This is a genomic window from Candidatus Eremiobacterota bacterium (assembly GCA_031082125.1).
GTDB lineage: Bacteria > Vulcanimicrobiota > CADAWZ01 > CADAWZ01 > Ess09-12 > Ess09-12.
The window spans coordinates 38,288-51,352 of record JAVHLM010000042.1 but is presented as its reverse complement, the minus strand read 5'-3'; the positions used below and the strand labels follow the sequence as shown (position 1 = coordinate 51,352).

Genomic DNA, 13,065 nt, shown 5'->3' with positions numbered 1-13,065 from the left:
CATAGTGCTCTTTGTCCCGGAAGAGGGAGAGGGCGAAGTCCCAGGTGAGGGCAAGGGAGGGCGGCACGCTGAAATACATCATCGTGCCCTCAGCCTCGTCACCGTGCACATCATCGCACGCCCCGCCCGCCGTGCGCAGGCTTTCTTCAGAAGCGGGAGCCGAAGGAGCCTTCCCTTCTGCGAGGGCCCTTTTCACTTCCCCCTCAAGGCCGCACAGGGAGCGCCCACTTGCAATGGCGAGCCATTCAGCCTCGTTCTGGGGGGTGGCGACCCTCGAGAGAAACCTCAGAGCGCTCTTCGCGATCCTGCCCTCAAGATAGGCTTCCCGGGTGAGGGGGAGCGCCTTGAGGAGCTCGAAGTTGTGCATCAGCTCCGACGCGGTGCGCCCGGAGAACGAGAGATGCTCCGTGGCGAAGGTGCCCATGGAGCGGTATCCTAACTGATCAACCCCTTTCGTTTTCAGAGTGACGAGAAGGCCGCCGAGTGTAAGATCAAGTGCCAGGCGGCCGCGGACTGCCTCGCAGAGCAGAAAATCAATGCGCTCTGCCCGCTCATCCCTGTCGATTGAGCCGAAGGTGATGTCCCCCGTGAGCCTTTCCGCTTCGGGAATGAGGCCCTCCCTGGTTATCTTGATCAAGTGCTCCGGCCTGCATGTGGTTCCCGAAGGGATCTCGTAAGGCTCGGGGAGGAGCAGCATATCTTCGTAATCCTGTGAAGAAAATGATTCACCGAGGTGAAGAAGCTCCTCTTCATCGGGAAGGAACAGATCAGAGATTGTGTGGGTTTCATGTGTATCCATGGTTAGATCATATCACAGCGTTGATGAAATATCAAATAATGCACTCTTAAAAAAGCTTGTCACAGATAGAATATAAGCACATCACAGGATGCCATCCAAAGGGTCCGGAAGGGACTAAGAGGTCAAAAATGATCCTGGAGCCTATTGAAGGCCATCTGGCAAAAGATTGTGCCGGTTTCCATGCATTGAAAACCGAAGCCTCTGCCGGGTAAAATAAAATTCACTCCAAAAAAGATTCTGATCGGGCGCAATCCCACGAAGATGCAGAACTGAAAGTAAGGAGGTGAAAAGTCCGGACGCTGCCCGATCCCAGATTTAACATAATGGCAACAAGCATTGAGAGAATTTCTGCTATACTGTCATCAGGAAGATTCAGGTACCAGATTTTCACCTGCACCCGCGCAAGGTAAATAACAAATTTTTCTTCGAAGCATATTCACCGCATCAAACCCCTGTCCCGGCACCTGCAGCTCTCATGACCAGACCCGTGGTGAAACCGGCACCGTCCCGCGACCAGTGAAACCCGGGCAAGAAAGGACGGCACTTAGCATGACCATTGAGAAAGCAGGACCTGCGTTCCAGGAAGCCACTGTCCACAAGTTTCCCAGGCGCCTCACGCTGCCGGAAGGCGAGGGGCAGAAAACCTGCCCTCCTGATGGATATACTCCAGGCGAGAAGACGGGGGGAGGCAAAGTCCCTGAAAATTTCATGGCTTCATTGAATCCCCGCGTGGAAAGTGAAGAAGGCAGGGGGGAAGAGCGATCATTTCTCAGGAAGCTTGCCTTTACAATGACTCTTGGCCTGACAGGCCTTGCAATGCTTCCATCGGCTCTTTCCGCTGCCCCGGCAGTAAGACCGGTGGCACAGCCTGCAGCGCAGCCGGTAAATGAGCGTGTCATTGAAAGTCAGGAACTCCCGGCATTCAGAGAGCAAGCTTTCCAGATGACTACAGGGGAGGTACTGGATGAGCTCGGGAAAACAGCGCAGGATCTGAGAAAGCTCGATGACTCCCCTGCACCGTTCCCCGGTGCGGACCAGGAGAAGGTGAGCGTCGATGAGCTGCGCGGGATGGGCGAAGTCTCCATCAGGACACCGCAGGTCATCACAAGAAGCAGAAGCGTTTCAGGGACCATGAGCTATGACCGCACGACCGGAGAGCCGCAAAGAATCTCCGCAGAGGTAATGACCCGAATCGCCGGAAAAAAGGTGACACGGCATGTGGAATACTCGCAGGACGCCACGAGCACAACCTGCTCAGTCTCCATGGAAGGTGTCACCTACCGGGTCACCATGGGCAGAAGCGACTCCCTCCATGAAGCTTTCCAGCACCTGAGCGCATGGGATTTGATGAACGAGGTCAACAGTGCCGCCCATGATCTCCGGAGCCTCGATGACTCTCCTCTTCAGATGCTCGTCAAAGAGAACGGCAGGATGGTTCCGGCTGGAAGCATCGACAGGCAACCCTGCGAGGGGGAGGTGAACATTGCCGCTCCCCACAGACTCGGCGGCGGACGCAGTATAACAGGCACCTTCTCATTTGACGGGAACACGGGGAGGCCTAAGGCGCTCCATGCCGATGTATCTGAAGAATCGGGAAGGCTCATAAAGACAAGGACCCTTGAGCTTTCGGAGAGTGAAACGACAAGGACTTTCAGAGCCTCGACAGGCACCCTCACTTTTGAGGTGCAGATCGAGAAAGTAGATGAGTTTTAGAAGGATAATTCACCGCACCATGGGTGCTTCTTCGACGAGCTCCATGAGTTTTTTGGGATCCAGGTCCCTCTCGCTCCCTGAACCGGCATCAAGCAGGATAGCCTCCACGTCAGGGTCCGCAAAATGAAGGCATCATTCAGAAGGGCCAGAAGCTGTCGTCGTTCTCGATAAAGCGCTCCGGGTTGTCGGTGATGATGCCGTCCACGCCGTAGTAGTCCAGCAGCTTGTGCACGAGTTTGGGCTTGTTGGCCGTGTAAGCGAAGATCTCGGTGCCCTGGGAATGGGCGTCCTTGACCCACTGCTTATCCACTATGGACCAGTGAGGCAGCAGGATATCGGCATCCTTGTCCTGGGCATCCTTGAGGCTCAGCTTCTTTCCTATAGCCTTTGAGGCGAAAAAGCCTGCTATCCCGCCGGCCACGGCAAGCCCCGCCGTGACGGCGGGGTGGAAGCCTGCGAGAAGGCTGCCTGCAAGGCCTGCGAAGGCCCCCAGGGGAGTTCCGACTTTCAGGGAAGTGACAAGCGGTTCGGGATGGAGCAGCACGCCTGTCTTTATGGTGCTGTCCTCTTTTTTCACGTTCTTTATGCACTGCGGATCAAAGGAGGTGATGATGACGTTCTTCTCCATGCCCCGCGCCTTGAGGAGTGAAATGATCTCCTTCTCGATACCGGGGTACTGCATAGAGTTTTTTATCTCGATGTCAATTTTTACTTTCCCCCGTGCCCATTGAAGCACCTCGTCAAAGGTGGGAACCCCTTCCCCCTTGAAGTCAGGTGAAAACCACGAGCCGGCGTCGAGAGCCTTTATCTCTCTCAATGTGAGATCTTTCACTGCGCCTTGGCCATCGGTGGTCCTGTCCACCGTGTCATCATGCATGATTATCAGGGCGCCGTCTTTGGTCCGGTGGACATCAAGCTCTATCATCTCGGCCCCGAGGGTCTGGGCTTTCCTGAAAGATGCCATGGTGTTTTCGGGGGCAAGCGACGAGGCGCCGCGGTGGCCGATGATGAAAGGCTTCTTCTGAGGCTGCGGGGCCTCAGAAGCGGCAAAAGAGTCTGAGATTCCCGGGAAGGCTGCTGAAGTCACAGGCGGGTTACCGGCGCTCTCATGCTCACGGAAGCTCTCCTGCAGCGCCCTGTTCCCTGCAATGCCAATTCTCATGTCCATGCTGAAAAGTCCCCTCTGCGTTGTGCCCCTGAAAGCATTATAAGGTCAAGGCTCCTAAAAGTCAATATTCGGCTGATTTGAACGCGTGAATACTCAATGTTTCACTGATGTTTTCCAATTGTGCCGTTCAGCCTCTGGAACGTCCTGGAGGGTCTGGTGAAAGATCTCCACGAGGTCATCTGGAGAGGATCTCCATTTGCCTGCGGGAGTAATGCTCTTGGTCATAAAGCCTCATTGGGGGAGAGTACATCTTGGGGTGCGCTCTCTTATTCAAAGATTTACGCCTTTTGTCCTTTATGAGATTTTTCTGTTGAGGAATAAAATGTCAATTCCGGTGACTGATTGAAAGGCCTGGAAAATGTGCTGAGCAATAAAGGAGGAGTATTATATGAGTAAGGCTCTCAATTTAACGATCTGCCTTTCCTTCTGCGTGATACTGTTTCTGCTTTCCCCGGGGTGCATGAAGCAGGAAACGGGGGCACTGCAGCCGTCACCGCAGCTGTCAATGCAACCATCAGTGCAACCGTCTCCACGGAGCACGAATAAGCCTGAGGTAAATACCCCTCAGCGGGCAAAGGATATGACAAAGGCCTTTTTGAAGCACTATAAACCTGAAAAAAAGAATTTTACCTTGAAAATGCCTGCCTATACCCTCCCGCTTGATTTTGCAAAGGTATCCAACCTCAAAGACCTGGAGCGCACCTATCTCACCAATGCCAGGTGCAAAGAGCTTCTGGGAAAGAACGGCTTTGTGGTCTATAAGGGCGGCCCCCAGGAAGACATCACGGCGCCTTACAGGGAGATCATCGACCGGAAGGTTCCCATCTATGTGACCGCCGATACACCGCTGCATCTTTTTCACGTGCAGTTTGACGAAACATTGAAAAATATGGAGGAGAAGGTTTTTTATCCCGAGATTATGGACGTGACAAGGGCGCTGCTCGCGCAGTCGGAGAAGGATTACACTGCCCTCACAGGTGATCTCAGGGAAGCCGCAAAGCGGAATGTTGCCTATTTTTCCGTGGCCATGTGCCAGTTTGATCCTGCCTTTCGGCCTCCCTCCTCTGTAAGAGAGGTAGTGGAATGGGAGTGCAAAAATATAGAAGAGCACAAGGGACCTGCCGAATATGCAGACGCGCAGGCTCATGCCCTCATGCGGGTTCCGGAGGATTACAGCCAGTATAAGCCCCGCGGGCACTATACCAGGAGCGAGACACTGAAAAAATATTTCAGGGGAATGATGTGGTTCGGCCGCATGACCTTTTTGCTCAAAGGGAATGAGATCTGCGGGCCCCTCATTCCTCCTGCTCGTGCGCTGGTAAACAGGCAAAATGCAAAGATTCAGACCATCCAGGCCTCGCTCATTTCGGAATATTGCGGCACCCTCACCCTTGGGGGCGGGAAAAAGATAACCGATGCATGGGACCGGATCTATGCCGTCACCGCATTTTACGTCGGATTTTCCGATGACCTCACCATCTATGATTACCGGGACTGCCTGCGAAAAGTCTTTGGAAGCACGCTCTCTCCCGGCGACCTGGAGGGAGAAGAGAAATATGCCAGGCTCGTTCTTGAGCTTGCGAAGCTTAAAGGGCCGGCAATTTTTTCCGGGACAGGTAATGCCGGCATAGACCTCAACGAGTTCGATGCGAAAAAGCCGGCATCAGTGAAGGAGCTTGACCGGGTCCTGGATGCCACCATGGGCTTCCGGTTCATGGGGCAGCGGTATATTCCCGATTCATATATCCTGGGAGAGCTGGTTTCTCCGGCAGTGGGGATGCTTCCCGGTGAGATTCCCGATCGCTTTACCGTTACCTACCTCAAGGACAGACAGACAGGTAAAACCCTCTATTCAGCCCGGGGTGTCCCCATGGGGCTTGACGTGTTCAGCGTCCTGGGAAGCAGACGGGCGGAAGAGCACATCCGGCAGGGAAAAAATGATGAGTGGCCCGGATATGCGCCCCAGATAAAAAGGCTCAGGGCCGAGTTCGCCTCCCTCAAGCCCGAGGACTGGAACCGGAACCTCTACTGGTCCTGGCTCTATGCCCTGAAATCCCTGGTGGCGGAGAGAGGCGAGGGATACCAGACCTACCAGCGGCAGGATGCCTGGCTTGACCGGCAGCTTGACACGGCCCTCTCTTCGTGGGCAGCCCTGCGCCACGACACCATCCTCTATGCCAAGCAGAGCTATACGATGCGGATGGAGGTTACCACCTGCGTGAGAGCACCGGTCATTCCCACTCCGCCGCCGCCGCCAAAGGGCATCGTGGAGCCGCTTCCTGAATTCTATGCAAAAATGCTCACCACGGCAAGGATGGCCCACGCGGGACTGAAAGAGCTGGGTGTCCTGGACGCGCAGTCCGAGATGAGAATTCTGTCGCTGGTGAAAACCCTCGAGAGGCTCAATGAGATCTGCATCCGCCAGGTGGAGAATACTCCCCTTACAGAGGCTGACAACCTTTTCCTGGGGAGCTTTCCCGTTGCTCTGAAGGGTGCCATCGGTGAGGTTGATGAAAAGGGATTGAAGACCACCATTATCGGCGATGTGCATACTGATGTGAACTCAGGCCAGGTGCTCGAGGAAGCCTCGGGATATGTGGATTATATCATTGTGGCCTATGCCCGCCCCGAGGGTGATATTGTGCTTGCCGCGGGCCCCGTGCTCTCCTATTACGAGTTCAGGCACCCCATGGCTGACCGCCTCACCGACGAGAAATGGCGCGATATGCTCAGGTCTTCTCCACCGCCTCGCCCGGAGTGGATAAAGAGCTATTTCCAGGATGTTTAAGCTGATCACGCCAGCGCGGAGCCTGTTCTTTTCTCAAGAGACAGCCTCCGGCGCCTGGTGGCGCTCACCCTCAATGGCGGATTGTCGATGCCAACAGGGCATACTGTGACATGCTCGGTTACTGCAAAGAGGAACTGCTGGCAATGAAAAGCTTCGACAGCATCACGCCTGAGAAATGGCATTCATGGGAGCGCGAGGAGATCTGGAACCGCCGGCTTTTCAAGGAAGGCTATTCAGGAATCTTTGAGAAAGAGTATATCCGTAAGGATGGAGTGGTTTTCCCCATCGAGCTCCAGGCTTTTCGGTTTTTGATTCGCCCGGAAAGCCCAGGTACCTCTGGGCAGTCACCCGCGACATCACGAACCGCAGGCGAGCTGAGGAGGCGATCCGTGAGAGCGAGGAGCGCTTTAAACAGCTTTTCTCCACAATGCCGAGCGCAGTGGCCGTCTATGGGGCTGTCGATAACGGTGAGGATTTTGTTTTCAGGGATTTTAACAAGGCAGGGGAGCTCATCGAGAAAGTAGACAGGGGAAGCATCCTGGAGAAGCGCGTCACGGAGGTATTCCCCGGGGTGAAAGAGTTCGGCGTGTTTGAGGTTTTCCAGCGTGTGTGGAGGACCGGGCAGGCGGAATATTTCCCTGCCGCTCTTTACCGCGATGAGCACGACCCGGGAACATGGCGGGAAAACCGGGTATATAAGCTGCCCGGCGGCGAGATCGTCGCCATTTACGATGACATCACGGAGCGCAAGCGGGCAGAGGCGAAGATTCTCCAGGCTCTCAGGGAGTAGGAAATCCTGCTGCGCGAGTTATATCACCGCACCAAGAACAACATGCAGGTGATTCATTCCATGCTTGTCCTTGAAGCCGCCCAACGAAAAAATACCGGGATTTCAGACTTCGCGAGGGAGATCACGCAGAAGATCAAGGCAATGGCGCTGGTCCACCAGATGCTCTACCGGTCGCAGGATCTCTCCCGCGTTGACCTCAGGGAGTATTTCTCTGAGCTGGCAACCCTGCTGATGCAGAGCTTCAAGGTGTCTCCCGGCAAGATCTCCCTGGTTATTGATCTTGAGCCTGTCTCAGCTTCCATAGACATAGCCACCCCCTGCGCATTAATTGTGAACGAGCTTATGTCAAATGCGTTGAAATATGCTTTTCCCGGTGACATGACCGGTGAGATCTCGCTTCAATTAAGGAAAACAGGGGATACCATGCTGGAGCTTGTTTTTTCAGATAACGGCGTCGGGCTGCCGCCCGGCTTCGATTTTCGCGGTCAGCAGTCACTGGGGATGCAGAGCATTTTCGCGCTCGCCGAGCATCAGCTGCAGGGAGAAGTCTATTTCGAGGCCCGGCGGGGGCTCACATGCCAGATCCGTTTCGCCGAGACCTCGAAAATCCCGGGGGTATGATGAGAAAAAAGCCGGTAAGAATCCTTGTTGCTGAAGATGAAGCCATTATCGCGCTCGGAATTAAATGCGAGCTTGAGCAGGCGGGATATGAAGTATGCGCCCTGGTGGCGTCGGGAGAAAAAGCAGTGGCGTCTGTTGCTCAAAAACAACCGGACCTTGTGCTGATGGATGCAAATCTTGCGGGAAAGACAGATGGCATCGAGGCCGCCCGCATCATCACCTCAGAGTATTCCGTCCCGGTGATTTTCATGACGGGCTATTCCGACAGGGATCGCATGGAGCGCGCCAAGGACCTTGACCCGCTCGGGTATTTCATGAAGCCGGTCGATGTGGCCATAATGAAACAATTGATTGACTCCGCTCGCATAATCATCGAGCTCGGAGATGGCGTAACCGAAAACGAAGACCTTATCGCTTTTCTCTTAACTTCTCTGCCCTTTCCCGCTCGAGAGTGAGCCGCGCTTCATTGGCTTCCTCGATGGTCCTGAATTTCCGCACTCCCCTCCTGCACAGGGGGGGAACCATGGTTTCCATCAGAGCTGCCAGAGCTTCCATCCTCGCAGCGCTGTTCCCGCCTTCCGGAGCGCTCCCGGCATTCATTTCTTCAATGGTGCGGAACTTCTTAAGAGGCACTTTCATCCCCCTCTTTTTCGAATCTCCTGCGCAGGGCTTCTACATCGGCTTTATCCTGCAGCCTGACGGTATCTTTTTTCATGCGGATCAAGGTGCTTACCGTCGCAATCCTTACCGGCAGACCTTGCACTTCAGCCGTTTCCGATTCAAGATCCTGATAATAAAATGCTTCTCCCAGCCTTGTAAGGATATCAATGGACATGGAGTCATCAGGCGGGCCATAGGTCAGGGCGGGATAATCTCCCAGCAGATCATCAGCTGAGATATCCTCGACAGCATTGTCGTTCCACAGGGCTTTCAGGGAGCTCTTGAGGCTCTCCACGTTTTCTCTGGTCGGCTTGATAAATATATCGATATCTTCCGTGGCGCGCACCACCCCGTGAAGCGCAAGGGCAATTCCCCCCACGACGATGTATTCAACCTCATGACGGTTCAATTCCCTGATTAACTGGAAAACTCTGCCATAATCCATAAAGTAAAGATTCCGCCAGGGATAAATGCTTTGATCAGGCCCTGAGGTGAGTATACCAGGAATACGGCCCGGGAGTCAATGCGATTTCCTGCCGGCGGCAGGAGCCCTATTTCACGCTTATGAATTGGACGGCATTTATCTGGGAAATACCGGAAGCCTGCGAAGCAAAGGTGCTGCCCCCATCGGTGGTGCTCTGCACATTTCCGTTTGTGAGCGCTACCCAGCCTTTGGCGGTATCGATGAATGACAGGGAGGAGGGCTGCCCATTGATGGCCTTTGAGGTGAACGTCGCGCCTCCGTCATTGGAGATGAGCAGGTTGCTGTCGCTTGGTCCGCCGGGCCCGCCGCTCAGGAGGGCAAAGCCGTTGCTGACACCAAGCAGGCTGATGTCCTTGATGGAGCTGAAGTCACCGCCCACCAGTCCACCGGTCCACGTGGTTCCGCCGTCGCTCGTCCGCGCCATGAATCCCGCTGCGGCGCCGTTAAAATTCAGCTGTGACCCGCCAATCCATCCTGTGGTGGCAGTGGTAAACTCTACCGCCGCAAAAGAAGGGGGGCCGAATGGGGTCTGAGAGGTGGCAAAGGTCGGTCCGAGGTCGCTTTCGACCCAGTTGACTCCCCCGTTTGTCGTCCGAAGGATTTTTCCTCCGCTTGATTCGGTCACCCAGCCGTTATTGGAGTCCACAAAGGAGACTGATGAGAGATTCTGAACGGTGCCGCTCGCCTGAAGGCTCCAGGTCGTTCCTCCGTTTGCAGTCTTCAGTATCGTTCCGCTTTCCCCCACAGCCCAGCCGGTGTTCGTGTCCACAAAGGAAACTCCTGTAAGAGCCTGGACAGAGCCGCTGGCGAGGGTTGTCCAGGTTTTGCCGCCGTCTGTGGTTTTCAGGAGAGTGCCTTCTTTCCCGACGACCCATCCGTTGTGTGAATCGATGAAATTCAGCTGATTCAGATCTTTGGTGCTGCCCGAAGATTGAAGGCTCCAGGTAGTCCCGCCGTCGGCAGTTTTAGTGATATACCCGCCGTTGCCTGAAGCCCATCCGACTGCGGTAATGGCGGTGTTCGAGGAACCGCCGTCTCCCCAGGTGCCTGAAGAGGTTGAGCCGCCCCCGCATCCGCCGGAACAGAAGATTGCCGCGGCAAGCAGGACCACACTGGCAAGAATGAGCGTGGTGTGCGAGATTCTTTTCATGGTAAAGTACCTCCTCGGTGATGGAATGAATCACGGCATAAGCTGCTGGAAACGAAGCCTGTGTCAGTAAGGGTAATTCTCTTCCCGGATAATTTCTCCTGGTGTGAAAAACCAGGAACAGCAGATTCCGTTCAGGGCAGTCCCCTCTGAAGTCATGGTGGCCGCCCACATCGCCCCTGCCCCTGCGGCAGGGTGATATTGCGATGGATTGAGACATTCCCGGATTTATAGTATACTATTCTGTGGAAGCCCGGGATCTGCCGGAATCAGTACGGAAGGAGTGACGAAAATGGGGAAAAGCGGTTTTCTTGCAGGAGCCGTTATGGCTCTCCTCTTGCTGGCACTGCTTTTTCTGCTGTGCGAGCCCTGCCAGGCAGGCAACTACCTGCGCAGGAATGGATCCATAGTAGCGGAAATCGATGGGAGCTGCTTCAGGGTGAAAGGCACCATCGTCGGGGAATATGACGGGAACTACGTGCGTAAAAGCGGCAGCATCATTGGGCAGATTGGCGATGACAACTATATCAGGAGGAGCGGATTGATAATCGGGCAGATTGACGGGGATTACCTGAGATCAAACGGCTCAATCCTCTATGAGGTTGATTCCAGCGGCTACGTGCGTAAAAGCGGCAGCATCTATATGCAGTGTGACGGCTATGACCGCTCCCTTATAAAAGCGCTGGCGGCATACCTCTTCTTCTTTGACAGATAAAACCAGGTGACCGCCCGGACTCCTCCCTCTGGCCCCCGCACAGCGGACTGATCAGAACTGCGGAAAAGTCCAGGGAAAGCGCGGTTCTGTGAAGAACATGGGGATATAATGCCGGTATTCGAAGAGTTCTTCTGTGACACGTGCGATTTTTCCCTCCCCCCGGGAGGAAGGGGATACCTCTATGCCCTTGATAAGGCCGGCACCCCTGTCGTGTGCCCCCATCCCGGTGAGATTCAGGAGGTCTTCAGGATAACGGGCCTCCCTTATTCGAAGGCGGTGGAAGCCGGCAAGGCCGGCTTTGCGGAGCGCTGCGCCTGCCTCAGGTGCCTCACCATGGTGAGCCTTGATCTCGCCCGTGACCCCCGCGCCTGCCCCTCATGCGGAAGCACGGAAGTAAAATCCCTCACGGAACTGATAGGGCAGCCCTGCCCCGGGTGCGGCAGAGGCGTTTTCCTCAGCGGCAAAAAGCCGGTAAAGCTGGATAATGACCGCCACCTGCTCCCGGTCCCTGAAGTGGTGAAGACTATCGTCGCCCTTGTCAACTGCGATGGGCCCGGCCAGCAGAACTCGCCCGAGCCCCGCGAGCTTTCCAGGGCCTGGAAGCGCTACTCTGCCCTCCCTTCTGAAGACAATGGAAATGTGAAAAGCCTGTATTTCACCTTTCCCCTGAGCCTTCTTCTCCGCGGATTCAGTGATTACCCCGGGCAGGAATCAGGTGATTATCAATGGGAGGTCTGCGAAAATCCCGGGCAGGCCCTTGATGACGAGATCTTCCAGAGCCTGCTGCTGATCCTGCAGGAAACGCCAGGGCTCTGCGGCCTTGTGAGCCTGTCGGGCGGGAAGATGCGCTTTGATGAGCGGGTGCCCGAAGAAGTGCGGCGCGGCATCCGCAACTACGTGAGGGAGCACTTGATAGTGCCGCAGAGAATGTCGTGACGGCGCTGACGAGCGCTGAGAAGCTCTGGTGCCATCGCGCGAATCGCCTATGCCGCGGAGGTGATTCCCATCCCCCTCCGCGGCGGCAGTATTGCGGCAGTGCCCCCTTTTCTGCTACAATGGAAACCGTGAGGAAAGCTGCAGGACCCGCAGCCCCTCAGAAGTTCAATGGCAGGGAGGTTGGAATGCAGAGAATCCTTATCTTTTCAATGGTTTTTGTCATCATCATTGCGGGAGCGGTCTTTTCCGCCCCCATTCACGATGCCGCGGAAAAGGGCGATCTTGCCGGGGTGAAGGCCCTCCTGAAGAAAGACCCGGGCCTTCTCAACGCCCGGGACCGCGAGGGCGCCACTCCTCTGATCCTGGCAATAGGCCGCGGGAAGGATGAGACAGCCCTCTATCTGATAAGCCTCGGAGCCGACGTGAAAGCGAAAAACCGGTACGGCGCCACGGCGCTCCACTACGCCTCAATGAAGGGAAAGGCAGCAGTAATAAAGCTCCTTATCTCAAAAGGCGCCGACGTTCACGCGAAGGATTACGAGTTCAGCACGACTCCCCTTCACCTTGCGGCGTCGGAGGGAAACAGGGAGGCCGCAGCGGCCCTTATCTCAGGAGGCGCGAACATGAAAGCGCGGGGCAAGTACGGCCAGACGCCCCTCCATAATGCCGCCCACGGCCACAAGGAGGTACTGGCGCTCCTCCTCGAAAGCGGCGCCGACATCCAGGAAAAGGACAGGAACGGCTGGAGCCCCCTCCATTTCGCGGCCCGCTCCAATGATGCCGAGGAGGCCCGCCTGCTTATCGCCAGGGGCGCTGAGGTGAACGCGCAGGACAGGGAAGGGATGACGCCCCTTCATATGTGCACCTTTCATGACAGCGGCGGCATGGAGTGCGCAGAGATACTTATAGAGGCAGGCGCAAAGGTGAGCTCGAAGGCCAAATTGAATGTCACCCCTCTTCATACTGCATGCTCCGGCGGCAATATTGACAAGGTCAGCCTTCTGGTGGCAAAAGGGGCCGAGGTGAAGGCGCGCGATACCGACGGGGACACGCCGCTCCACTGCGCGGTAGGCTCGTCAGCCGTTCAGAGCGAGGAAGGTATCTGCAGAACAGTGGAGCTTCTGATAAAAGCGGGCGCCGACCCAAATGCCCGCAACGGCAAAGGGAAGACCCCCATGGCACTCGCACAGGACAGCGGCCTCACGAAGGTGATAGCATGCCTGAAGGCCTGCGGGGGGAAATAA

At 55.7% G+C, this 13,065-nt stretch carries 13 protein-coding genes; 8 read left to right on the top strand and 5 right to left on the bottom strand.

Annotation, left to right across the window (positions count from 1 at the left end; genetic code table 11):
* Window positions 1-799, bottom strand: a 799-nt coding sequence (locus tag RDV48_28810) for a hypothetical protein (protein MDQ7826834.1), incomplete at its 3' end; no start/stop codon positions are given.
* Window positions 800-1,348: 549 nt separating this feature from the next.
* On the opposite strand from RDV48_28810, the gene RDV48_28805 reads away from it, so the two are divergent.
* Window positions 1,349-2,512: a hypothetical protein gene (locus RDV48_28805; GenBank protein ID MDQ7826833.1), complete on the top strand. Its 1,164-nt coding sequence runs from the start codon at window positions 1,349-1,351 to the stop codon at window positions 2,510-2,512.
* Window positions 2,513-2,648: 136 nt separating this feature from the next.
* On the opposite strand, the gene RDV48_28800 is transcribed toward RDV48_28805, so the two are convergent.
* Complete coding sequence (locus RDV48_28800) at window positions 2,649-3,680, bottom strand: glycerophosphodiester phosphodiesterase family protein (protein MDQ7826832.1); 1,032 nt, start codon at window positions 3,678-3,680, stop codon at window positions 2,649-2,651.
* A 580-nt stretch (window positions 3,681-4,260) separates the two neighbouring features.
* Between RDV48_28800 and RDV48_28795 the strand changes: the two genes are divergently transcribed.
* The 4 genes from RDV48_28795 (at window position 4,261) to RDV48_28780 (ending at window position 8,334) form a co-directional block, all read left to right on the top strand.
* Window positions 4,261-6,468: a DUF3160 domain-containing protein gene (locus RDV48_28795; protein ID MDQ7826831.1), complete on the top strand. Its 2,208-nt coding sequence runs from the start codon at window positions 4,261-4,263 to the stop codon at window positions 6,466-6,468.
* A 427-nt stretch (window positions 6,469-6,895) separates the two neighbouring features.
* Window positions 6,896-7,258, top strand: coding sequence for a PAS domain-containing protein (locus tag RDV48_28790; protein MDQ7826830.1), 363 nt, complete (start codon window positions 6,896-6,898; stop codon window positions 7,256-7,258).
* A 3-nt stretch (window positions 7,259-7,261) separates the two neighbouring features.
* Window positions 7,262-7,879 carry a sensor histidine kinase gene (locus RDV48_28785; GenBank protein ID MDQ7826829.1) on the top strand — a complete coding sequence of 206 codons (618 nt, stop codon included), beginning with the start codon at window positions 7,262-7,264 and terminating at the stop codon, window positions 7,877-7,879.
* Window positions 7,876-8,334 carry a response regulator gene (locus tag RDV48_28780; GenBank protein ID MDQ7826828.1) on the top strand — a complete coding sequence of 153 codons (459 nt, stop codon included), beginning with the start codon at window positions 7,876-7,878 and terminating at the stop codon, window positions 8,332-8,334. The genes RDV48_28785 and RDV48_28780 overlap by 4 nt, the downstream gene beginning before the upstream one ends.
* Here RDV48_28780 and RDV48_28775 read toward each other — a convergent pair.
* From RDV48_28775 to RDV48_28765, 3 genes are all read right to left on the bottom strand, one after another.
* Window positions 8,288-8,518 (bottom strand): hypothetical protein, encoded by a 231-nt coding sequence (locus RDV48_28775; GenBank protein ID MDQ7826827.1) that lies wholly within the window; start codon window positions 8,516-8,518, stop codon window positions 8,288-8,290. The two genes, RDV48_28780 and RDV48_28775, sit on opposite strands and share 47 nt — an antisense overlap.
* The gene (locus RDV48_28770) at window positions 8,502-8,984 is read right to left on the bottom strand and encodes a DUF6036 family nucleotidyltransferase (GenBank protein ID MDQ7826826.1); all 483 of its coding nucleotides are present in this window, start codon (window positions 8,982-8,984) and stop codon (window positions 8,502-8,504) included. Before RDV48_28770 ends, RDV48_28775 begins: the two co-directional genes overlap by 17 nt.
* A 106-nt stretch (window positions 8,985-9,090) precedes the next feature.
* On the bottom strand, window positions 9,091-10,173 hold the full coding sequence (locus RDV48_28765; GenBank protein MDQ7826825.1) for a YCF48-related protein: 1,083 nt from the start codon (window positions 10,171-10,173) through the stop codon (window positions 9,091-9,093).
* 289 nt (window positions 10,174-10,462) lie between these two features.
* On the opposite strand from RDV48_28765, the gene RDV48_28760 reads away from it, so the two are divergent.
* The 3 genes from RDV48_28760 (at window position 10,463) to RDV48_28750 (ending at window position 13,065) form a co-directional block, all read left to right on the top strand.
* Window positions 10,463-10,885, top strand: coding sequence for a polymer-forming cytoskeletal family protein (locus RDV48_28760; GenBank protein ID MDQ7826824.1), 423 nt, complete (start codon window positions 10,463-10,465; stop codon window positions 10,883-10,885).
* Window positions 10,886-10,993: 108 nt separating this feature from the next.
* A complete protein-coding gene (locus RDV48_28755) occupies window positions 10,994-11,821 on the top strand; it encodes a hypothetical protein (protein ID MDQ7826823.1) in 828 nt (275 codons plus the stop codon).
* Between the two features lie 185 nt (window positions 11,822-12,006).
* Window positions 12,007-13,065: an ankyrin repeat domain-containing protein gene (locus RDV48_28750; protein MDQ7826822.1), complete on the top strand. Its 1,059-nt coding sequence runs from the start codon at window positions 12,007-12,009 to the stop codon at window positions 13,063-13,065.